A 22,748-nucleotide genomic window follows, 5' to 3' on the forward strand; every position below is an offset into this window, starting at 1 on the left:
CAAGATGACCTTCGATCGCCGCGCTGTCCTGGCGGGAACACTCGCCGTGGCCGCCGCGACCCGTGTGAACGCCGCCGGTGTCGCCGCGCCGGTCGCGACCACCATGGCGGGCCGAGTGCGTGGCGCGCAGGTCGACGGGATCAAGGTCTTCAAGGGCGTGCGCTACGGCGCCGACACCTCGGCGCGTCGCTTCCAGCCTGCGCAGGCCGCTCAGCCTTGGAAAGGCGTCGCCGACGCGCTGGCCTACGGCGCAGCCTCCCCCCAGAGCAAAGCAGACGAAGGCACAAGCGAGGACTGCCTGTTCCTCAATGTCTGGACGCCGGGGATCGCCGACGGGAAGAAGCGGCCGGTGATGTTCTACGTCCACGGCGGGGCCCACGCGAACGGCTCGGGCTCCAGCCCGCTGTACGACGGAACCTGGCTGGCCAAGACCTATGACGTGGTGGTGGTGACGGTGAACCACCGCCTGAACTGCTTCGGCTACAGCTACCTGGCGCGGCTGGGCGGGGCCGAGCTGGCCGACAGCGGCAATGTCGGCAACCTGGATCTGATCCTGGCCCTCGAGTGGGTGCGCGACAATATTGCCGCCTTTGGCGGAGACCCTGGCAACGTCATGACGTTCGGCCAGTCGGGCGGCGGCGGCAAGTGCGTCACCCTGATGGCCATGCCGCGCGCGGCGGGCCTGTACCACAAGGTCGCGACCATGAGCGGCCAGCACGTCACCGCCATGGGCCCGATCCACGCCACCATCCGCGCCAAGGCCTTCATGGAGAAGCTGGGCCTCAAGCCCGACCAAACCGAAGCGCTGAAGACCCTGCCCGCCGCCCAGCTGGTCGCGGCGCTGAAGATGAAGGACCCGCTGGAGCGCAAGGGCAACATCATCTTCTGGTCGGTGCTGGACCACGGCGTCCTGGCCCGTCACCCGTTCTATCCGGACGCCCCGCGCGAGAGCGGCCACATCCCGATGATCATCGGCAACACCCACGACGAGACGAAGGCCTTCCTGGGCGGCGATCCCAAGAACTTCGAACTGACCTGGGAGGAGCTGCCCGGCAAGCTGGACAACGAGCTGGTGCTGGACATGTCGCCCGACTACCTGGTCGCCAGGTACCGCGCGCTCTATCCGAACTACAGCCCGTCGGACTGCTTCTTCGCCATCACCACGGCGGGCCGGTCATGGCCGGGCCACCTGATCCAGGCCGAGCAGCGCGCCAAGATCGGCGCGCCGGCCTGGATGTACCAGCTGGACTTCGGCGCCCAGACCGACCCGAAGATGGGCGCCTACCACACCTACGACATCCCGCTGGTGTTCGGCACGCTGGATGCCAAGGAGTCGAAGACCGGCACTGGGCCAGCGGCCCAGAAAGTTCGAGATCAAATGAGCGGGGCCTTCGTCAACTTCGCGCGAACGGGCAATCCGAACGGCGCGGCGATCCCGGCCTGGGAGCAATACACCCTGCCCCGCCGTCCGACCCTGCTGTTCAACGAGACCTCGAAGATGGTCGACGATCCGCGCAAGGAAGAGCGCGAGATCTTCTCGGCCGCGCCGTTCCTCAAGGAAGGGACTTAGGCGCTTCGCCATTCCATAAATCTGTCTTCCTGGGCCTTGTGCCCAGGGCCCATCGTTCAGCGCGCGCTACGCCAGGCGGACAGGCTCTGCGACAACGCCATCGCAGATGCCTAGCGGCGCCATGGGTCCTGGGCACAAGGCCCAGGAAGGCGGGTATTATTTCAGTGCTAGAGGTTTCGAGAACGCCGAAGTCGCCGCCACCGCCGTCGTGCTCGTCGCCGTGATGGCCGAGCCGGCCGCCGCGCCCTCGACCTCGCCGGCGAAGGCGGCGTTGCCGACGCCGTCGGTGACCGCCTGGATCGCGCCCAGATAGTGCTCGCCCTCAGCGGTTCCGGCCTTGCCGGCGAAGACCTCGACCGTGACCATACTGGCCGGCGGGCCTTGCAGCGCGCCTTTCACCAACAGCTTCCCGGCGGCCCGGGCGACGACCGAGAGCTTGGGCGGAGCCAAGCCGAACTGCGGCTGCGCGTGGCAGTCCTTCGCGTCGTCCTGGTTCAGGCAGATCGTCGCCGCTCCGGCCTTGTCGAACACCACGCCCATGCCGCGCGAGCCAACGAAGCTGCCGTGCTCCAGGCCCGGTGGGCCGATGACGATGCCGCCCCGGGCCATCTTCGGATCACACGAGCCGCCGGCCGAGCAGCGCATGATCGGCAGACCGTTGCCGGCGATGCTGTTCTGACTGATGCGGTTGACGGCGACCTTGGCTTCGGGCCGAACGGCGATGCCGATGCCGTTGCCCTTGATCTCGTTGCCGACGACCATGTTGCCCGCGCCGGTCAGGCTGACGCCGAAGGCGTTGCCCTCGAAGACATTGGCGCCGATGTAGTTGCGCGCGCCCCAGTTCGACTGCAGGCCGTCCGAGTAGCGCAGGAAGCGGTTGCGCACGACGGTGTTGTCATTGCCCCACAGGATCTCGATGCCCTGCGAGGGCTCCAGATTGTCGGTCCCGCCGTCGAAGACGTTGTCGGCGATCAGGTTGAAGGCCGCGCCACGCGTCAGCTCCAGGCCGTCGCCATTCTCGAAGAAGGTGTTGCGCAGCACCTTGTTGTCCAGGGTCGTGTTCGAGGTCGAGCCGCCCTTGCCGTCGTCGCCGCTAAGCATGACCCCCGCGCCGCCGATGTTACGGACGATGCGGTTGTCGACGACCACCGCGTTCGAGGTGCGCAGGATCAGCACGCCGATGCAGAAGTTGCGGATCTCCAGGCCGCGCAAGGTCACGCCCTTGGTGTCGACTAGCGCGAAGCCGGGATTGCTGGCGGTGCGGACATTGGTGCCGTACTGGCCAGGCACCATGCCCGGGCAGGACTTCAGGTCGCGCGGCAGGTAGCCCGAACCATCGACCACGTTGTGGCCACCCGAGCGGGCGAAGGCGCGCCCCTCGATCGAGACCGGGCCCTTGATCGCCGGCAGGGCCGATTTCAGCACGATGGTCGGGGCGGCGATCTCGATGCGGTAGCGACCGGGATCGGCGTTGCTGGTCGTGATCGCCCAGCGCAGCGAGCCTTGGGCGTCGTCATCGGTTTCGCGGTCGACCAACAGCAAGGTCGTCTCGGCGCCAGTGTTGGCGGGACCGCCGGCGGCGACGGCCGCGATCGGCTTGGGATCAGGCGTCTGGGCGAGCGCCAGCGCCAGGACAACACCGATCATCGATCGCTCCTAAAAGACTAAGCCCGGTCCCAGGGGAAGGTCAGGGTCGGGGCGTTCGTATAGCGCTTCATCTTCAGCGTCAGCCTCGCACCGGCGCCCGGCGCCAGGCGCAGCGTGAATGCCGAGGAATCGACCGCGCTCGCAGGCCCCTCGCCCACCGCCGCGCTCAGGATCTGGTGCTCGGCATAGGCGCCGCCCTGCACCGTCACGGTGCGCGCGGCGACTTGATTGGTGTTGACCAGGGTCACCACCGTCTCGTCCTCGCCTAGCTTCTCGACCAAGGCCGAGACGTCCGGCGGAATGCCGGCGCGGCGGCGCTCGGGATCGAACCAGCGCAGGCGGGCATAGCGCAGCGCTCCGCCCTGCGACGGCGAGGTCCCCGACCACGCGGGCCGGGCGATGTTGATGCCGCCCTCCATCAGGTGGATCAGCGCCGTGACGCTGGCCGGGGTGATGTCCAGGGTGGCGTCGGCCAGGCGGGTGTCGGGCGAGGTGTTGTCGTCCCGCTGAGCCTGGGCCTTGGCGCGGACCCGCTCCAGGTCGGCGCGCAGCGCCTTGACCGGATAGCCGGCGTCCTTGCCCTCCAGGTACGAGACCCACGGATGGTCGGCGGCGCGGGCGCGGTCGCTGGCCTTCTGCGACATGTACCAGATCTCGAGGCCGTTCAGCCGGTACTCGCCGGGCGCATAGCCGTACCAGCCCTTGGGGCCGTACATGCGCGGGGTCATGACCTTGCCGTCGACGGTCTTCTTCTGGGCGTTGATCACGTCGTTCTGGCGACGCCAGACATCGAGATACTTGTCGTCGCCGGTCAGCAGATAGGCGTTCAGGAAACCGACCACGGCGCGCGGCACGCGGTTGCGGTCCTCGCGCTTGCCGGTCGGGGGCGCGATGGGGCTGAAGCCCCAGCCATAGGTTCCGCTCCACCACTGCCCCTTGGGTCCGCCGATCTTGCCATCCAGGCCGATCTTGCTGGGCAGCACGTCGCCATTGGCCTTGGCGCGATCGATCCAGGCGTCGACGTAACTCACGATCCAGTCGCGGTACTTCGGTTCGTGGTCCAGCATGTAGGCGTTCAGGACCAGGCTGGTGGCCTGCAGGTTCAGCGGCGCATCGCCGACCACGTCGCCATATTCGGCATAGTGATCCAGGGTCTGCTGATAGGTCGTCTCGCCGTGCTCCATGAAGAAGTGGGTCGGGTCGAACCGGTCGCCGGCCCAGTCCAGGGGCGTGGCCTGCCGCAGCATCGGCCCCTTGCTGCCCGTGATCATGCTGCGGATGATCTTCAGCTTGGGATCGTAGTTCGGGACCGCCTTGTCCTCGCCCGTATAGAAGCCCGAAAAGCGCTTCACCCGATCGCGATAGCGGGCGTCGTAGGGGTCCGACAGGCCCAGCAGGTTGAACACCGACAGCCCTTCGGACAGGTGCTGCCAGTCGGTCATGACCGGGAATTCGCGGAAGTACATGCCTTCACGGGCGAACGGCACCTCGATGGTCTTGGCCGCCGTGTACTGGGCGACATTGCCGTCGAAGGCCTTCTTGGCCATGGCCAGGACCTGGTCGCCGGCGCCCAGCGCGTGCAGGGTCGGCCAATCGTTGACGTTCTCGATGGCGTCGTCGGGGCCGTCATTGGCGCCCCAGCGCTCGACCGCCCGCAGCCAGCCGCGATCGTCGAAATAACGGGCGAAGAACGCCGCGCAGGCCTCCTCGTTGGCCTTGAGCAGTTCGCGCTGCAGCAGCGCCCACTCGGGCGGCGCCATCGGCGTCGAGACCGACAGGATCGGCGCGGCGGCGGCAGGACGCGCCAGGGCGGCGAAGACCAGGGCCGAGGCGCCAGCCAGGACGGAACGTCGGGTCGTCATGCTCAAGCCGTCTTCAGTTCCAGACGCTGGATTTTCCCGACGATCAGGAAATAGGCCAGGATGCAGATCACGCAGTGGGCGCCGACGAAGATCAGAGCCCCGTCGAACGAGCCGGTCGCCTTGACGATGTAGCCGATGACGATCGGGGTCACGATGCCGGCGACATTGCCGAAGGTGTTGAAGATGCCGCCGGTGACCCCGGCCATCTCCTTGGGCGAGGTGTCGGCCACCACCGCCCAGCCCAGCGACGCCACGCCCTTGCCGAAGAAGGCCGCGGCCATGATCACGATGACCAGCCACTCCTGCTCGACGTAGTTGCAGACGATGATGCAGGTGGCCAGCACCATGCCGAGCAGCAGCGGCGTCTTGCGGGCGATGTCCAGGTTGCCGGTCTTCTTCAGCAGGCCGTCCGAAATCATCCCGCCCAGGATGCCGCCGGCGAAACCGCACAGGGCCGGCAGCGCGGCGGTGAAGCCCGCCTGCAGGATCGACAGGCCACGCTCCTTGACCAGATAGATCGGGAACCAGGTGACAAAGAAGTAGGTCAGTACGTTGATGCAGTACTGGCCCAGATACACGCCCAGCAGCATGCGGCTGGACAGCACCTGCTTGACGTCGGCCCAGGTGAAGGCCGCGCCGTTTCTGGTCTCAGCCTCTTCCATCCGCACCAGGCCGCCGCCGGCCTCGATATAGTCGACCTCGGCCTTGTTGACGGCCGGATGGGTCAGCGGGCTGTGGATCAGCTTGACGAAGACCAGCGCCGCCAGGATGCCAACCACGCCCATCACCCAGAACACCGAGCGCCAGCCGAAGCTGTGAGCCAGCCAGCCCATCAGCGGCGCGAAGGCGACCAGCGAGAAGTATTGGGCCGAGTTGAAGATCGCCGAGGCCGTGCCCCGCTCCGAGCCCGGGAACCAGGCCGCGACGATGCGGGCGTTGGCTGGGAACGACGGCGACTCCCCCAGCCCCACGGCGAAGCGCATGGCGAAGAGCACGCTAGCGGCCATCAGCCCAGTGAAGAAGCCGGCGAAGCCTTGTAGGGCCGTGAAGGCCGACCAGACCACCAAGGCGATGGTGTAGATCTTCTTGGAGCCGAAGCGGTCCAGAAGCGCCCCGCCCGGGATCTGGCCCAGCACATAGGCCCAGGCGAAGGCCGACAGGATGTAGCCCATCGCCACCGGGTCCAGGCCCAGCTCCTTCGACGCCGACTGGCCCGCGATCGAGAAGGTCGCGCGGTCGGCGTAGTTGATCGTGGTGATGATGAAGAGGACCGTGATGATCAGCCAGCGCACCCGCGTCCGCTTGGTGGTGTCGGTCATACGCGTCCCTTCCCTTTGAGAGCCGATCTGTCGTCGGCATCGTTCAGGGTGACGCTAGAGGCGCCCGTTCCCCAGGTCTAAGTCAATTAGCCTATCGACCGATCCACGGGCGACATGGATCGAGGCCATTCCTGTATCGAAATGTGTCCAGATCGCCCCTTAAGCCGAGGCGGCCCCGGCTGAAACACGGAAAATTGGATCGAAACTCGAGCGTTTGAGCGCCGCACGGCCGCGATCCGTGCCGAACACGCATCAGTCCATACCTGATTGAGATTGGCCCTCGACGAAAAGCCGCTCCTATCCTGAAGCCAACAAAGAAGGTGGTTCGGCCGCCTTCGGATCGAAAGAGACCCGCGACACGCGGGCACTGGGAGGGATGATGTCGATCAACCGCAAACCCGCGCGCGCCGCCCTAGCGATCAGCGCTTCGGCCCTGGCTTTGACGCTGGCCACCGCAGCCGCCGCGCAGGAGGCCGCTCCGGCCGCCCCCGCCGCCGATGAAGTCGACGCCATCGTCGTCACCGGCTTCCGCGCCAGCCTGCAGAGCGCGATGAACATCAAGCGCAACTCCAGCGGCGTCGTCGACGCCATCAAGGCCGAGGACATCGCCCAGTTCCCCGACCTGAACCTGGCGGAGTCGCTGCAGCGCATCCCCGGCGTCTCGATCTCGCGCATCAACGGCGAAGGCCGCCAGATCACCGTGCGCGGCCTGGGTTCGGAATACACCCGCGTCCGCATCAACGGCATGGAGGCCATCTCCACCACCGGCGGCACGGCCAACAGCGGCGGCACCAACCGCGGCCGCGGCTTCGACTTCAACGTCTTCGCCTCGGATCTCTTCAGCAGCCTGGCGGTGCGCAAGACCGCCTCGTCCGATGTCGAGGAAGGCTCGCTGGGCGCCACGGTCGACCTGAACACCTCGCGCGCCTTCGACAGCCGCAAGCCCCAGCTCGTGCTGTCGGCCGGCGCGAGCTACAACGACCTCGCCGAGAAGACGACGCCGCGCGTTTCGGCCCTGGCCAGCCGCACCTTCTTCGACGGCAAGCTGGGCGTGCTGATCTCGGCCGCCTACGAAGAGCGCCACCTGAAGGAAGAAGGCGCCAACATCACCCGCTGGGCCGTCGGCGGCAGCAACGGCGGCTTCAACAGCGCCTCGACCGTGCCGGGCTACACCCTGGCCCAGATCAACAACACCAACACCACCACCGGCATCTTCGCCCCGCGCATCCCCGCCTATGTCAGCTACGACATCAAGAACAAGCGCACGGGCCTGGCCGGCTCGATCCAGTACAAGCCGGACGCCAATACCGAGATCAATCTCGACATGCTGTACGCCTACCTCGGCGGCGTGCGGAAGGAAGCTCAGCTGCAGGCCATCGGCCTGTCGCGCGCCGGCACCGGCAAGCCTGAAGCGATCATCCGCGATGGCGTCGTCCAAGGCACGGATCTGGTCTACGCCCGTATCGACAATGTCGATCTGCGCACCCAGTCAGCCTATGACGAGCTGAACACCGAGTTCAAGCAGACCACCCTGTCGGCCAAGCACAACTTCGGTGAGCGCTTCGTCCTTGGCGGCCTGATGGGCTTTGCGGACTCGACCTTCACCCAGCCGATCTCGACGATCATCACGTTCGACCGCCTGAACAGCCAGGGCTACGCCTACGACTTCCGCAACGGCCGCGCCCCGGGGATCACGCTGGGCTTCGACCCGACCAATCCGGCCAACTGGTCGGCCATCAACGGCACCTCGGAAGTCCGCATCCGCCCGACCTTCGTCGAGAACCAGTTCTCGACCGCCAAGGTCTATGGCGAGTGGGAAGCCAGCCAGAACCTGAAGCTCAAGGCTGGCGTCGACTGGCGCAAGTTCGAGTACGACAGCTACGGCCTGTACCGGACCAGCGAGACGGTCAGCCAGACCCTGACCCCGGCCCAGCTGGCCTCGGTGTCGACGGTGTACAGCGGCTTCGGCAAGGGTCTGGACATGCCGTCCGGCAACGCCACCGCCTGGCTGGTGCCCGACATCGACAAGTATAACGCTCTGCTGAACATCTACAGCAACACCGGCATCTACGCCCTGACCGGCACCAACAACACCTCGGCGCGCGGCCAGTACGGCGCGGTCGAGGAGCGTGACACGGGCGCCTACGTCCAGGCCGAGTTCCGCTTCGAGGCCCTGGGCCTGCCCTTCCGTGGCGACGCCGGCCTGCGCCGCGTCCACACCGAGCAGGAGTCGGCTGGTTACGCCGCCGTCGGCGGTTCGATCCAGCGTGTCGAGGTCAAGCGCGACTACGACCTGACCCTGCCCTCGTTCAACATCGCCGCCGACGTCACCGACACCTTCGTGGCCCGCTTCAGCGCCGCCAAGACGATCGCCCGTCCGGGCATCGGCTCGCTGTCGCCCGGCGGTGACGTCTCGGTGCAAGGCGCCAACCGCAGCTTCAGCTCGGGCAACCCGTACCTGAACCCGACCCAGTCCAAGAACCTGGACGTCTCTCTGGAATGGTACCCGTCGTCGGGCACGATGTTCGCGGCCGGCTTCTTCTACAAGAAGATCAACACCTTCGTGGCCACCCAGAGCGAGCAGCGCGTCTACAACACCCTGGGCCTGCCGGACTCGCTGATCGCCGGCACCACCGCCACCCCGGACATGCTGTTCCAGGTCTCCAAGCCGGTGAACACCAAGGGCGGCGACCTGAAAGGCTTCGAGCTGAACGTCCAGCAGCCCTTCACCTTCCTGCCGGGCTGGCTGAGCCACTTCGGCGTGATCGCCAACTACACCTATGTCGCCTCGAAGATCGAATACCCGACCTCGTCGGCGGCCAACTCGCCGGTGGTGATCAACGACCTGATCGGCCTGTCGAAGAACGCCGCCAACGCGACGCTCTATTACGAGACCCCCAAGTGGAGCATCCGCGGCTCGCTGGCCTATCGTGACGGCTACCTGAGCCAGGTCCCTGGCAGCGACGGCAACACCGTCCATGGCACCAACGAGACCCTGAACGTCGACATGCAGGCCAGCTGGAACATCCGTGAAAACCTGAAGCTGTCGCTCGAAGGCGTGAACCTGACCGACGAGTTCAACGACCAGTACGTCGGCGATAGCGACCGCCTGAACGTCTACACCCACAGCGGCCGCCAGTTCATCGTCGGCCTTCGCTACAACTTCTAAGCCGAACGTCCTCCCCGGACTTCCCAGGCGTCCTTCCTTTACCTCCGCCTGGTTCGACTCGCGCCGCCTCTCCTCCCGGAGGCGGCGCGTTTGTTTGCGCCTGCCGTCGGATTCGAGCGGATTTAGGAGGGAGAGGACCGGCGGCATTCGCTGAACGCCGCCGGCGAGTTGCTCGTCGGTGGGGTGACGAGAGGGCGCGGACCCTACGTCGCCGAGGCCGCGTAAGGCAATCCCACTCACCCTATGCGTGAAGCTTAACCGTAAGAAGCTTTACCTTGGGCGCCCTGGGCGTCGATCGGCCTAAAGGCCGCGCAGCCAGGTGAAGACGTCGTCCGGCCGCTCCAGCGCCGACAGCCCTTCCCGCCGCGCCGCCTCGCCCACCCGGCGCAGGCGCCCGGGCGTGACGCCGAACCGCCCGCGGAAGGCGCGGCTGAAGTGGGCATCGGACCGAAAGCCGTGACGATAGGCGATCTCGCCCAGCGTATATTGCTCGGCGCGGTCATGCAGGATGGCGTCGAAGGCCTGATCCAGCCGGCGTCCCTGGATGAAGGCGCTGACGCCGCCCAGGGGCTCGAACACCTTGTAGAGCAGGCTGCGCGACACACCCAGATGCCGGCGGACGGCCTCAGGCGACAGCTCGACATCCTCCAGATTGCGTTCGACGAACTGGCGGCCCGAGGCCAGCAGCATCTTCTCGACGGGACGATGATCGCCGGTCGCGGGCGCGGCATGGGCAGTGATGGCGCCGGAGATCAGGGCCACCATGGCCCGGGCGCCGGCCTCGGCTTCATCCGGCGTCATCCGGTCGGCGACCTCCGCCAACGTCCGGACGTGCGCGCCCAGCAGGCGGCCGCTGACGCCGTCCTCGGAAACCACCAGGCCGTGGAAATCGAGATCGCCCTGCTCGTCCAGCAAGCCCCGTGGAAACATGACGTAGAGCGAGCGATAGCTGCCGGTCGACATCTCGTACGGCCGGGCCATGTCGATCAGCCGGATCGACCCCATGTGACCGCCGGCCGCCCGACCGTCATAGTCGCCACGCCAGCCGCTGTCCTCCAACTCGACCACCACCAGGACCGTGTCGCCGCCATCGATCAGGATGTGTGACAGCTTGCGCTCGAACCGCTGCGGCACGCCCGAGCACTTGGCCAGGACGACCGGACCCAGGTGGTGGGCCACCAGACTGTTGAAGAAGGTCGCTTCGGGCGATTGCAGCGTGATGTCGAACAGGTGCGCGCAGCCCTTGCGGTACTGCTCGAAGGCGTCGTCGTGCTCCCTGGCGTCCAGCAGCCAGACATCTTTACGCAAGGCGGTATCGGGCAAGGACGTCTCTACGGGCGGGACTCGGGGACCAGCGGACAATAAAACGTGGATTTCTGATCAATGACAGCCCCCCTCCCCGTGAGCGAGAACCACGTGCAGCAGCACGCTAGATGTCGGTGGGGCACGGGGTGCGAAAGCGAGTGGTCGTCGAACCCCGCCGGTTCGACGACCCGATCGCCCAACTCAGATGAATTTCAGACGACGCAGCCAGGCCTCGAAGGCGTCCGGCCAGCGTGAGGCCGGGTTCTCGGCCGGCAGGCTGAAGCCGAACCCGTGGCCGCCTTCCTGGTAGACATGCAGCTCGGCGGGGACCTCAGCGATCTTCAGCGCCTGAAACAGGGTCAGGCTGTTGGTCACCTGCACGGTCCGGTCGTCGGCGGCATGCACGACGAAGGTCGGCGGCAGGCCCTTGCGGACGCGCTCGTTCAACGGCTTGGCCGTCTCGGCGCTGACCGTGGCGATGCCCGGCCGCGGCGTGGCGGTCATGACGCCGTAGCCCACCATGACGACGTCCGGCCGCGCCGACAGCTGGTCGGCCGCGTCGATCGGTTCATAGACCTTGGCGTCGTAGCGAGTCAGGGACGCGGCGGCCAGGTGCCCGCCAGCCGAGAAGCCCATGACGCCGACGCGGGCCGGATCCACGCCCCAGGTCTTGGCGTTCGCGCGGATCAGGCGCACGGCCCGCTGCACGTCCTGCAACGCGGCGTCATAGCCGTCGGCCCAGCCGTCGACCGGCAGACGGTAGTTCAGCACAAAGCAGGTGATGCCCGCCTTGACCAGGCGCCGGGCGCCGCCCGCCCCTTCCTTGTCCACCGCCAGCCGCATGTAGCCGCCGCCCGGCAGGATCACCATGGCCGCGCCGTTCGGCTTTTCGGGTCGGAAGACCTCCAGGATCGGTCGCGAGACATGCATCACCGCGCGGTCATGGGCGGCGGGCGAGCCGCGCTCCAGCACTTGGCGCGTGGCCGTGACACCCGCCGAGCCCGGCACGCGCCCGACCGGCCACAGCTCGACCACTTCCTTGGACAGCAGGCCCGCCGGCTCCAGCGGCGCGGGGATGATCACCGGCGCGGCGGGCGTGCCGGTCAGGGTCGCATCCGCCGGCTTGGCGGCCTGGGCCAAGGCCCGCCCTGCGACCAGGCTCAGGGCCAGGGCGCCAGTCAGCGCCCGCCGGTTCAGGTGGAGGTCTCGCACGCTCGTCTCTCCCTAGTTGGGCCGGCCACTGGCTTGACCGAAGCGGTAGGCAGGTTCCGTTGCCACGACGTCAGCCGGCCGCGGCGTAGGATCGCCGGCCACCGCGTCTTCAAGCCCGCGACCGGTGACATTGTTGGTCGCCAGCTTCGGTCCCTCCGCGATCGTCACATTGATCCCCTTCAGGTCGACATTGCGCAGGTTGGCCAGGCGGATGCCGCGCTTGGCCGTGCCGGTGACGCCGTTCAGCACCAGCCCTTCGACCGGCTTGTCGGGGTGAACGTTCACCGCCTCGACCAGCACCGGGACGTCGGTGACCTTGATGCGCTCGAACACCAGGTTGCGCACGGTGGGGATGCCGGCCAGGCCCGGCACCGGGAACTGGTCCTGCTTGCCGCTGTCCAGGAAGTTCAGCCGCAGGAAGCCCTGCCCCGTGTTCGAGACCTCGAGGTCTCGCATGACGATGTCTTCGATGAACGCCCCACGCCCCGGACGGCTCTTGATGTAGATGGCGAAGGTGTAGGCCGACAGGCACTTGCAGCGCTCGACCAGCACCCGGCGCACCCCGGCCGAGGTCTCGCTGCCGATACCGATACAAGCCCAGCGGCGGTCGCGGAACACGCAGTCCAGGATGGTCACGTCCTCGGTCGGCCGGGCGATCATGTTGCCTTCCAGCCCGCGTCCGGACTTCAGCGAGATGCAGTCGTCGGCCACGTCGAAGTCGCAGCGCTCGATCAGCACGCGGCTGCACGAGTCCACGTCGATGCCGTCGGCGCCGCCGTGCACGATCACGTCGCGGAACACCACGTCCTCGCAATACAGCGGATGGATCGACCACATGTCGTTCTGCTCGGTGCGCAGGTCGGTGACGCTCAGGCCCTTCACGTCGACGAATTCCAGGAGCGCCGGATGCCGATAGCCGGTCGCCGTCTCGATCCGCCGCTTGATCGCCGACGAAGCCACGATCTGGCCCTTGCCGGTCAAGGCGATGTCGTGCGCCTCCCGCGCCCAGACCAGGCCGATATAGCCCGGCACGAAGCGGCCCTCCCAGCGCACCTGCACCACAGGATAGTCGGCCAGATCGGGAGATCCTTGCAGCGTCGCACCGGCCTCGATGCGCAACGTCGTGCGCGAGCCGATGCGGATGGCGCCGCTCAGGAAGGTCCCGCCGCTCAGCACCACCTCGCCACCGCCAAGCGTGGCGCAACGGTCGAGCGCGGTCTGGATCGCGGCGGTGTCCTTGGTTACCCCATCGGCCTTGGCGCCGAAGTCGCGAGGATCCAGCACCAGGGGGTTCTTCAGCTTGCGCGCTGGCAGGACCGGACGCGCGGGCGCTTTGGCCTTCGAGGCCTGGGCTTGCGCCGGCAAGGCGGCGGCAGCGGCGGCGAGACCGATCCCGCCAACGATCAGGCGACGGGTGGCGGAGACTGGGCTTTGGGTCATGGGCGTCTCTAACTCACTGAACTTGTTCATGCCGGCGGCGTGGCCGGCTGGCCGTTGATGCGGACGTTCTCGAAGGTCAGCCCCTCGACATGCTTGACGATGTCGGGCTGGGCGACGCCGTCGAACACGCAGTCCTTCAGCGTCACGCCGCGGATCGGCGCGGCGGGGAAGCCTTGCAGGTCGAGCGCGCGCGGGCTCTTGCCGCTGACCAGGCGCTCGACCACCAGGTTGCGGAACACCGGCGTGAACGGCCCGTTCGCGCCCTCCTGGTAATTGTAGTCGACGGTGATCACCGCCTTGGCCACCTGGCCGACGGCGATGTCGCGGACGTGGATGTTCTCCAGCGTGCCGCCGCGCATGGCGTTGTTCTTGAAGCGGATGGCGATATCCAGGCGCGGGCTGTCCATCTTGCAGCGCTCGACGAAGACGTTGCGCACGCCGCCGGTGATCTCGCTGCCCAGGGTGACGCCGCCGTGGCCGTCCTTCATCTCGCAGTCGCGGATGATGACGTTCTCGGTCGGACGGTTCAGGCGGCGGCCATCAGCGTTGCGGCCCGACTTGATGGCGATGCAGTCGTCGCCGGTGTCGAACACGCATTTCTCGATGAGCACGTCGCGACACGACTCCGGGTCGCAACCGTCGTTGTTGGGGCCGTGGCTGTGGATCTGCAGCCCACGGACAATGACGTTCTCGCAGGCGACCGGATGGACCTCCCACATCGGCGAGCCGACGATGGTCAGGCCCTCGATCAGCACGTTCCGGCAGCGATAGGGCTGGACGAACATCGGACGGATCGTCGTGCCGGCCCCGAACACTCGCTGCTCGACCGGCACGCTCTTCTCGGCCATCTCGGTCAGGCGCTTGCGGTCGTCGACCACGCCGGGCGGCTTGCGCTTGACCCAGGGCCACCAGTGGTCGGCATCGGCCTGGCCGTCCAGGGTTCCTTCGCCGGTCAGGGCGATGTCGTGCTGGTCCAGGGCGTAGATGAAGGGCGAGTAGTTGATCAGCTCCACGCCCTCGTGCCGGGTCAGCACGGCGGGCAGATAGGCGGCCGGATCGCGCGAGAACTTCAGGGTCGCGCCCTTGGCCACGTGCAGCTCGACGCGGCTCTTCAGATGGACAGCGCCCGTCAGCCAGACACCGGCCGGGACCACCACGCGACCTCCGCCAGCCTTGGCGGCGGCCGCGATCGCCGCGGCTATGGCTTTCGTGCAGTCGGCCTCACCGCCCGGCTTGGCCCCGAACCTGGTGATCGGGAAGTCGCGGCGCGGGATCGCCGGCGGCTTGATACGAGCCAGGATGGCGTCGGCTTCCTTCCAGGCGTCGTCGGCGGCGCGGGCCAGGCTAGGCGCGGCGGCCAGCACCGCGCCCGAGGCCAGGAGATGACGGCGGGAAACGCTCATGGCAGCACGAGCGGCTCGCGGCCGCCCCTCCAGGTCCAGCGGACACGATCGCCCTGCCCCAGCTTGCGATCAGCCGCGCGGACATAGGCCAGCTCCTTGTCGAAGGCGGCTTGCGTCAGCGGCGTGCCGACGGCGTCGGTCGGATTGACGAAGGTCACCGGACGCGGGAACGCCGCCAGCGCCAGATCGCCCAGTTCATAGCGGCGCAGCACGCCGGGCGGCAGCACCTCGGGCAACTCGCGCTGGATCGGCTGGTTCACGGCCATGCGGAAGGCGGTCAGGCTGTTGTCGGCATAGATCGCCGCGACCCGGTCATCGATCGCGCCCAGGTGCAGGGCCACCGGCCCCAGCGCGCCCAGGCCGTAGACGCTGATCGCCTTGGCATCGACATCCGGCCGCGCCGCCAGCCAGTCCATGGCGTGGACGGCGTCGTCCAGGCGCACGCCCAATGGGGTCTTGTCGACCAGCAGCATGCGGGTGGCGAGCAGGTTCCAGTCGCCCAGGACGCTAGCCTTTAGTTCTTCGGTCCCACCCGCGCCGCGCGCGACCAGGGTCAGGACCACATGGCCGGCCTTGGCCAGCCGCGCGGCCTCGGCCTTCACCGCTTGAGGATCCTTGGTCAGCAGCAGCACGGCCGGCTTGCGGCCGTCACCGTCGGGCTTGGTGAGGATTGCATCGGCCCACTGGCCGTCCTCGACCTTGAACCGCAGCCCGCCGTTCGCGCCCTCAGCAACCTCAGGCGGCGCGCCGCCCGGCTGGACCGTGGCGAAGGTCACCGCGCGGATGTCGGTCGCCAGCCGCTTGCGCAGGCCCGCGACCTCGGCAGCCGACGCCACGGTTGGCCGCGCCGCGATCACCGTCTTCAGCCGCTTGGCGTTCAGGCTCTGGATCGTCTCGCCGCCGATCGAGGTCGAGAGCTGGCCGGTCGGCGTGACCCACAGCCTCTCCGGCGAGAGACGGGGCGGCGGTGTGAAGGGGCGTTTTTCCGGCACGTCCTTCAGCCAGCGGCTGAAGAAGGCGACGATATCCGAGGCGATGGGCTGCAAGGCGCCGTGGCCGCCCGGACCGTGGATGAAGCTCAACCGGTCCTCGGCGCCGTACAGGGCATAGACGCCCTGCGCTTCCTTGACCGCCTTCTTCGCCCCCTCGAACGGGAACATGTCCTCGGTGGTCGAGATCACCGCATAGGCGCGCGGCGCGGCCATCTCGACTAAGTCGGCGAGATCCAGACCCGAGGCCAGGAAGCCTGGGATCGACTGTTCGCCATCCTGCGGTCCGACAGTCGACAGCAGGTGGTCGAAGTCGGTGATGAAACAGGCTGTGCCGGTGGCCTTCACCCGGTCGTCCAGGGCCGACAGGAACGCCGTCAGCGTGCCGCCGCCCGAGCACCCGAACGCGCCCAGGCGCTGGGCGTCGACGTCAGGCCGGGCGGCCAGGTAGTCCAGCCCCCGGACAGCGTCCCAGATGAAGTAGCGCGAGACGTGGTCGCCCACTGGGGCGGTCTGCCAGGCGGCCAGGCTGTGCTCGCCCGTCGGCCGGCCCACCTTGGAGGCGCCCAGCTCGGGATCGTAGTGCTGCAGCCGCTCGCCCTCGGAGACGATGTCGTAGGCCAGCACCATCATGCCGGCGCGGGCCAGGTTCACCGCGAAGTTGCGGTTGCCGATCTTGCCGTCCAGGCCGTGCCCCGGGGCGACGATGATGGCTGGGAACGGCCCCTTCCCTTCAGGGACGTAGAGATTGGCGGTGACGTGATAGCCCGGCAGGCTGTCATAGGTGACCTTCTCGACCTTGAAGCCGTCCTCCTGGACGACACCCCAGGTCTTGGCCGCCAGCGGCGTGCGCTCGGGCAGGCCGCCGATCAGCTTCAGGATCTTGGCGCGATTGGCGGCCTTGCGGGCCTCGGCGTCAGCCTGGGACTTCAGCCCCGCGACGCTGGCCTCGCGCACCTTCAGGCGGTCGCGTGCCAGGCCGTCGATATAGGCGGTGAGCTCGGCGCGGCCATTGGCGGGCGCGGATTGAGCCAGCGCCGGCCCGGCGGAGAAAAGCAGCAGCGCGGCGGCCGCGCCATAAGCGGTCTTCATACTGGTCGCCCCAATGAAAAACGGGCGGCCGGCTCTCGCCGACCGCCCACGGGATCAGAAGCTGTAGCGCACGCCCACGAAGTACTGGCGACCGCTCTGGAAGTAGTCGCTCAGCCGCTCGGCCGTGGAGTCGCTGTAGGTGATGTCCTTCTCATTCGTCAGGTTCAGGCCCTCGACGCTGAAGGTCAGCGCGTCGTTGATCCGGTACGAGGCCGAGAAGTCCACGAAGGTCGTCGGCTTACGCCCCGACACATCGACATTGTACGAGGACGGCACGGCGGTCAGGTACTTGTCGCGGTGCGCCAGCGAGATGCGAGCCTGGACCGGCCCTTCCTCGTAATAGAGCGTGCCGTTGTAGGCGTTCTTGGACAGGTTCAGGAGATCGCGCGACACGGTGGCCGCGCCCGCCGTCGTGGTCAGGAAGTAGTCAATCTTGGAGTCGACGAAGGTGTAGTTCAGCAGCACGCCGAAGTTCTTGAGCTTCCACGGCAGGAAGGTCAGGGGCTGCTGGTAGTTCAACTCGACGCCCTTCAGCGGGCCGCCGGGCGTGTTGATGACGTTCGAGATCGTGAACTGGTCGTCGACCGTCACGCCGGTCCCCTGCAGCAGGCTGGCCGGCAGGCCCGTCGTCGAGTACGGCGCCAGGGTGGTGATGTTCTGGATGTAGGTGCTGATGTCCTTGTAGAAGAACGCCGCCGACAGGATCGCCCCACGCTTGGGATACCACTCCACCGCCACGTCGAAGGTCTTGGCGCGATAGGGCTCCAGCATCGGGTTGCCGGTCGTCACGGTGCGTGAGCCGCCGGCCACCGAGACGTTGGTCGCGGCCGACAGGCTGCCCAGACCCGGACGCGACATCACCTTGGCCGCGCCGATGCGGACAATGACGTCCTCACGCGGCTCGACCACCAGGTTCAGCGACGGCAGGGTGTCCTCGTAGCTGCGGCCCACGGTGGTCAGCTGGAAGCCGGCCGGGTCCACGGTGGTCGGCACAGTGGCGAAGAAGGTCGAGCTTTGCTCGGTCTTGACGTAGCGCACGCCGACGTCGCCACGCACCGGCATGCCCAGAGCGTCGAACTTGAAGGCCGCCATGACATAGGCGCCCTTGTCCTCCTCGTTGACCCGACGGTTGTCGCCGCGGGCGCTGGAGGTGGTGCTGGACAGGGCGAAGCGGCCGCTGTTGCTGAAGATGTCGTAGGCCTTGGCGATAGCGTCGCGGTTCGGGCTGGCCCAGCAGACGGGCGTGCCCGCCGGCAGGTTCAGGCCTTGCAGGCCGCACCACTGCTCGGTCAGCGAGGTCATGGTCGAGCCGGCCGGCATGACCGGAATGTTGCCCTCGCCAGCGGCCAGGCGTTGGCCCTGGCCGATGAAGGCGTACTTCTTCCAGTTCGCGCCGCCCTTCAGGGTCAGGTGGTCGTTCAGCTCGTACTCGGTGTCGAACTGGGCGACCTTGTACTTGTTATCGTTCCAGTTCGGACGCAGGCGGATGTCCGGACCGGTCGGGCCGGTACCGCCCGCCACGGTCTGGGTCGGACCGATGTACCAGGCGTTCGGGTCGGTGACGTCGAAGCCGTAGTTGATGGCCGGGAAGTACTGGCCGTTGGGCCGGAAATCGAAAGAGTAGTTATCGCTGTTCAGCCGGTCCATCTGGGCGATGTAGTCCAGCGCATTGTCGAAATCGTTGGCCACATAGCCCAGCAGCCCCTTCACCGACCACTTGTCGGTCAGCTTGTGCTTGGCGTTCAGGGTCCACTGGGTGAACTCGGTGTCGTACTTGTCGAGGTAGTTCTCCGAGCGCAGATCGACATTGTCGAACAGGCCGTAGACCATCGTGCCCTTGTCATCGAGCACCAGATCGCGGACCACGATCTCGGGCTTGCCGCCCTGCGAGGCGGCGCGGCTGAAGCCGATGGCCTCCAGCTGGCGCTCGTTCCGCGAGCCCTCGAACTTCGAGTACAGCATGTCGAAGGTTATTTCGGTGCGGTCGGTCGGACGCCATTGCAGCGACCCGGTCAGGCCCAGGCGCTTGGTCTCCAGCTCGTACTGCTGGTAGCGCAGGAAGCGTGGATAGCGGGTCGTCGCCAGGCTGGCCGTGGCGGTGTCGGTCGCATCGGCGCCGGCGCACAGGGCCGGGCGCGCCGCGACGCTGCACCAGCCGCCGTCGGCGTTGCCCTGGTTCCACAGACCCGTGCTGGCCCCGTTCTGGCGCGTGCCGCGCTCGGAATAGGCCACCGAGAACAGCGCCCCGAAGGTGTCGTCCTTGAAGGTGTTGCTGACCAGCAGCGCCATGCGCGGGTCATAGGACTTGGAGAGATCGTTCCAGCCCATCTTGGCCGAACCGGCCATCTTGAAGCCGCGATAGTCGAACGGGTGACCGGTGCGCAGGTCGACGGTGGCGCCCAGCGAGCCCTCCTCGACATCGGCCGACGGCGTCTTGCGCACGTCGATCTGGCTGAACAGCTCCGAGGCGAAGACGTTGAAGTCGAAGCCCCGGCCGCGGTTCGAGCCCGTGGTCGCCTGGGCCTCCACGCCGTTGATGCGCACGCGGGTGAACTCTTCGGACAGGCCGCGGACCGACAGGTTGCGCCCTTCCCCACCATCGCGGGTGATGGCTACGCCCGGCACGCGCTGGATGGCCTCGGCCAGGTTGTTGTCAGGGAACTTGGCGATGTCTTCGGCGACGATCGAGTCCACGGCGGCGGTATTGGCCCGCTTCACCTCCAGCGCCTTCTCCAGGCTGCTGCGGAAGCCGGTGACAACCACGGCCTCGACTTCGGCCGGATCGTTTTGCGGCGCGGACGCGGTCTGGGCCAGCGCGGCCTGCCCCCACATCATCGCCCCCGCACCGGCGGCGGCCAGCAGGACCTTGCGACGGCCCGCCGCCGTCGACTCCATCCAGTTCAAGCAAGTCATTTGATTTCCCTCCCAAAAGGCGCCCGTCGTTCTTTTTGTGGTCGACGAACGGGCGCTCGGTGATCAGCCCTGTCGGGGCCTCAGGCCCTCCGTTGCGGAGCGCTGCGCCAAAGAGGCGGGAGCCGACGAAGGCCGGCTCCCGACGTCCACGGGGGACGTGGTTCCATGGCGATAATGATGGCGGAAGGCGCGGGCGGCGCGGCGACACGGCGCGCGCGGATGAATCTGTTCATCAGCTCCCCTTCCCATTGATACCGGTGTCATGCAGCAACGCCACATGCCCGACTTACTCGCGCGCCGAAGCGTGTCGACGCGATCGAGATAAAGCTTCGGCAAACCCGAACGGGTGTCAACGCGTTCGTGCCAGCGCTGGCAAAAAATGGGGTGGCGGACACGCCTGATCCCGGATGATGGGATCAGGCGCAGTCGGGACCCGCGATAACGGCAGATCTATTGCGAGTAGCGGTTGAGCACGTTGTTGCGCAGGTAAGCCCCGTAGGTGCTTTTCCCAAGCGCATCCGCCAGCGCCTCGAGCTGTCCCGCGTCGATGAAGCCCTTCTGGAAGGCGATCTCCTCGGGGCAAGCGATCTTGAAGCCCTGGCGCTTCTCCAGCACCCGCACGAACTCGGCGGCCTCGACCAGGCTGTCGGGCGTGCCCGTGTCGAGCCAGGCATAGCCACGCCCCATGATCTCCACGGCGAGGTCGCCGCGCTCGAGATAGGCGCGGTTGACGTCGGTGATCTCCAGTTCGCCGCGCGCCGAGGGCTTCAAATTCCTGGCGATCTCGATCACGTCGGCGTCGTAGAAATAGAGGCCCGTCACTGCCCAGTTCGACTTCGGCGCCTTGGGCTTCTCCTCGATCGATACAGCCTTCATGCCGCGGTCGAACTCGACCACGCCGTATCGCTCGGGGTCGTTGACGTGATAGGCGAACACCGTCGCCCCGCCCTCGCGCTTCATGGCGTTGGTGAAGAGGTCGGTGATGCCGTGGCCGTAATAGATATTGTCGCCCAGGATCAGCGCCGACGGGCTATTACCCACGAACGCCGCGCCGATGATGTAGGCCTGGGCCAGGCCGTCCGGGCTGGGCTGGACCGCGTACTGGATCTCCATCCCCCACTGCGAGCCGTCGCCCAGCAGCGCCTGGAAGCTGGGCACGTCGCGCGGCGTCGAGATGATCAGCACCTCGCGTATGCCGGCCAGCATCAGGGTCGACAGCGGATAATAGATCATCGGCTTATCGTAGACAGGCATCAGCTGCTTGGACGTCACCAAGGTCATGGGATGCAGGCGCGTGCCGGAGCCGCCGGCCAGGATGATGCCCTTCATGCGCGGGCTCCTTGAGTGTTCAGTTCGGTGATGATGTCGGCCACGGCGAACTGCCAGGCGCGCGGATGAATGCCGTAGTCGGCTGCGAGCTTGGCCATCGACAGCCGCGAGTTCTTCGGCCGGCGCGCCGGCGTTGGATACTGTTCGGACGGAATGCCTTCGACTTCGGCAGCCGGACCGCCTGCCTCAGCACTGAGGCGGAAGACCTCCCGCGCCAGGTCGGCCCAACTCGCCTCCCCCGCATTGACGAAGTGATAGACGCCGGTCGGCGCCGCCTCGTCGGCGATCATGCGCAGGACGATGATCTTCAGCGCTCCGGCAATATCGGTCGCCGAGGTCGGGCAGCCATGCTGGTCATCGACCACTCGCAGCGCTGGCCGATCCGCCGCCAGCCGCAGCATGGTCTTCAGGAAATTGGCGCGGTGGGCGCTCAGCACCCAGGCCGTGCGCAGGACGACCGAGCGCGGATTGCCCAGCCGCACAGCCATCTCGCCCGCTAGCTTGGAGGCGCCATAGATCCCGATCGGCGCGACCGGATCGCTCTCGACATAGAGCCCGGGCTTGTCGCCGTCGAAGACGTAATCCGTCGATACCTGAACCAGCGGGATGCCGCGCTCACGGGTGATGTCCGCCAGCAAGGCCGGCCCACCGGCATTGGCCGCGAACGCTCCGGCGACCTCGGCCTCAGCCTTGTCGACGGCCGTCCAGGCGGCGCTGTTGATGACCGCCGCGAACGGGATCTTGTCGAATAGGGCCTGGACTGACGCCGCGCTGGTCAGGTCCAGTTCGTCGCGTGTGGGCGCATGAAGCGCGACCCCTTCAGGCCAGGTTGCACGCTGAAGTTCGAGGCCGACTTGGCCGGCCCCGCCGGTGATCAAGATATGGATAGGCTGCAAGCTCATTATTTCTCTGGAAAGGCGGCGCTCAGCGCCATCACGGACCTTCTATGGCGTGAAGGATCCGCAGCCTTCCCTCATCATCCTATTCTTGGCATGCCCCAGCCAAGGTCCGGCATAGCGCAAGATTCAGCGCTTTCCCAGATCGTCCTGCTCACGGCCTCAGCGAGACGACGCCCACGCATACGCCAACCAAACGAAAACTCTTCGTTTCGTCATGCTTTGCCTTTAAGCCCGTCCGCAATAACGCCCTAACAGGGGCAAAGACTAAAACGTGGTGGGGTTTATCTTGAGTGCGATCTATCCGGTGATCCTGTGCGGTGGCTCAGGCACGCGGCTCTGGCCGGCTTCGCGTAGCGACCAGCCCAAGCAATTCCTGAAACTGGTCGGCGAGCGGTCGTCCTTCCAGGAGACCGTCCTGCGTGTGAAAGGCATTCCCGGCGTCGCCGAGATCGTCATCGTCACCGGCGCGGCCATGGTCGACTTCGTGGCCCAGCAAACGGCCGAGATCGACACCTGGGTCACCATCCTGGTCGAGCCCGAGGCCCGCGACAGCGCGCCCGCCGTCGCCGCGGCCGCCGCCTATGTCCAGACGCTCGACC

The 22,748-nt window shown here is 67.0% G+C and carries 14 protein-coding genes; 3 read left to right on the forward strand and 11 right to left on the reverse strand.

The annotated features are described in order from the left end of the window. Window positions 1–4 precede the first annotated feature (4 nt). Window positions 5–1,570, forward strand: a complete 1,566-nt coding sequence (locus J7528_RS21545) for a carboxylesterase/lipase family protein (RefSeq protein WP_291878806.1) — start codon at window positions 5–7, stop codon at window positions 1,568–1,570. Between the two features lie 156 nt (window positions 1,571–1,726). Here J7528_RS21545 and J7528_RS21550 read toward each other — a convergent pair whose 3' ends face one another. Genes J7528_RS21550 through J7528_RS21560 form a run of 3 tightly spaced genes read right to left on the reverse strand, consistent with a single transcriptional unit; the run spans window position 1,727 to window position 6,398 of the window. Further along, window positions 1,727–3,217, reverse strand: coding sequence for a right-handed parallel beta-helix repeat-containing protein (locus J7528_RS21550; protein WP_291878808.1), 1,491 nt, complete (start codon window positions 3,215–3,217; stop codon window positions 1,727–1,729). Between the two features lie 17 nt (window positions 3,218–3,234). Next, window positions 3,235–5,079, reverse strand: a complete 1,845-nt coding sequence (locus J7528_RS21555) for a hypothetical protein (protein WP_291878811.1) — start codon at window positions 5,077–5,079, stop codon at window positions 3,235–3,237. 2 nt (window positions 5,080–5,081) lie between these two features. Then, complete coding sequence (locus J7528_RS21560) at window positions 5,082–6,398, reverse strand: MFS transporter (RefSeq protein WP_291878813.1); 1,317 nt, start codon at window positions 6,396–6,398, stop codon at window positions 5,082–5,084. Window positions 6,399–6,777: 379 nt separating this feature from the next. Here J7528_RS21560 and J7528_RS21565 point away from each other — a divergent pair, with 379 nt between their 5' ends. Continuing rightward, on the forward strand, window positions 6,778–9,567 hold the full coding sequence (locus tag J7528_RS21565; RefSeq protein WP_291878816.1) for a TonB-dependent receptor: 2,790 nt from the start codon (window positions 6,778–6,780) through the stop codon (window positions 9,565–9,567). A 300-nt stretch (window positions 9,568–9,867) separates the two neighbouring features. Here J7528_RS21565 and J7528_RS21570 read toward each other — a convergent pair whose 3' ends face one another. From J7528_RS21570 to rfbD, 8 genes are all read right to left on the reverse strand, one after another. Next, entirely contained in the window at window positions 9,868–10,890 is a 1,023-nt protein-coding gene (locus J7528_RS21570; RefSeq protein WP_291878818.1) for a helix-turn-helix domain-containing protein, read from the reverse strand. Window positions 10,891–11,073: 183 nt separating this feature from the next. Beyond that, window positions 11,074–12,084: an alpha/beta hydrolase gene (locus J7528_RS21575; protein WP_291878820.1), complete on the reverse strand. Its 1,011-nt coding sequence runs from the start codon at window positions 12,082–12,084 to the stop codon at window positions 11,074–11,076. A gap of 12 nt (window positions 12,085–12,096) precedes the next feature. After that, a complete protein-coding gene (locus J7528_RS21580) occupies window positions 12,097–13,524 on the reverse strand; it encodes a glycosyl hydrolase family 28 protein (protein WP_291878822.1) in 1,428 nt (475 codons plus the stop codon). A gap of 26 nt (window positions 13,525–13,550) precedes the next feature. Next, window positions 13,551–14,927: a glycoside hydrolase family 28 protein gene (locus J7528_RS21585; RefSeq protein ID WP_291878824.1), complete on the reverse strand. Its 1,377-nt coding sequence runs from the start codon at window positions 14,925–14,927 to the stop codon at window positions 13,551–13,553. Continuing rightward, a complete protein-coding gene (locus tag J7528_RS21590; RefSeq protein WP_291878825.1) occupies window positions 14,924–17,008 on the reverse strand; it encodes an acetylxylan esterase in 2,085 nt (694 codons plus the stop codon). The genes J7528_RS21585 and J7528_RS21590 overlap by 4 nt, the downstream gene beginning before the upstream one ends. Before the next feature lie 54 nt (window positions 17,009–17,062). Further along, window positions 17,063–19,921, reverse strand: a complete 2,859-nt coding sequence (locus J7528_RS21595) for a TonB-dependent receptor (RefSeq protein ID WP_291878826.1) — start codon at window positions 19,919–19,921, stop codon at window positions 17,063–17,065. Between the two features lie 450 nt (window positions 19,922–20,371). Then, window positions 20,372–21,250, reverse strand: a complete 879-nt coding sequence (gene rfbA, locus J7528_RS21600) for a glucose-1-phosphate thymidylyltransferase RfbA (RefSeq protein WP_291878827.1) — start codon at window positions 21,248–21,250, stop codon at window positions 20,372–20,374. Continuing rightward, window positions 21,247–22,152, reverse strand: a complete 906-nt coding sequence (rfbD, locus tag J7528_RS21605) for a dTDP-4-dehydrorhamnose reductase (RefSeq protein WP_291878829.1) — start codon at window positions 22,150–22,152, stop codon at window positions 21,247–21,249. Before rfbD ends, rfbA begins: the two co-directional genes overlap by 4 nt. A 283-nt stretch (window positions 22,153–22,435) precedes the next feature. Here rfbD and J7528_RS21610 point away from each other — a divergent pair. Beyond that, a partial coding sequence (locus J7528_RS21610) for a sugar phosphate nucleotidyltransferase (RefSeq protein WP_291878831.1) occupies window positions 22,436–22,748 on the forward strand: 313 nt, incomplete at its 3' end.

The organism is Caulobacter sp. (genome assembly GCF_017744445.1).
Taxonomy (GTDB): domain Bacteria; phylum Pseudomonadota; class Alphaproteobacteria; order Caulobacterales; family Caulobacteraceae; genus Caulobacter.

Coding starts and splice junctions, on each gene's coding strand:
- J7528_RS21590 (WP_291878825.1), bottom strand. CDS start 17,008: ATGAAGACCGCTTATGGCGCGGCCGCCGCGCTGCTGCTTTTCTCCGCC.
- rfbD (WP_291878829.1), bottom strand. CDS start 22,152: ATGAGCTTGCAGCCTATCCATATCTTGATCACCGGCGGGGCCGGCCAA.
- J7528_RS21555 (WP_291878811.1), bottom strand. CDS start 5,079: ATGACGACCCGACGTTCCGTCCTGGCTGGCGCCTCGGCCCTGGTCTTC.
- J7528_RS21565 (WP_291878816.1), top strand. CDS start 6,778: ATGTCGATCAACCGCAAACCCGCGCGCGCCGCCCTAGCGATCAGCGCT.
- J7528_RS21545 (WP_291878806.1), top strand. CDS start 5: ATGACCTTCGATCGCCGCGCTGTCCTGGCGGGAACACTCGCCGTGGCC.
- J7528_RS21550 (WP_291878808.1), bottom strand. CDS start 3,217: ATGATCGGTGTTGTCCTGGCGCTGGCGCTCGCCCAGACGCCTGATCCC.
- J7528_RS21595 (WP_291878826.1), bottom strand. CDS start 19,921: ATGACTTGCTTGAACTGGATGGAGTCGACGGCGGCGGGCCGTCGCAAG.
- J7528_RS21580 (WP_291878822.1), bottom strand. CDS start 13,524: ATGACCCAAAGCCCAGTCTCCGCCACCCGTCGCCTGATCGTTGGCGGG.
- J7528_RS21585 (WP_291878824.1), bottom strand. CDS start 14,927: ATGAGCGTTTCCCGCCGTCATCTCCTGGCCTCGGGCGCGGTGCTGGCC.
- rfbA (WP_291878827.1), bottom strand. CDS start 21,250: ATGAAGGGCATCATCCTGGCCGGCGGCTCCGGCACGCGCCTGCATCCC.
- J7528_RS21560 (WP_291878813.1), bottom strand. CDS start 6,398: ATGACCGACACCACCAAGCGGACGCGGGTGCGCTGGCTGATCATCACG.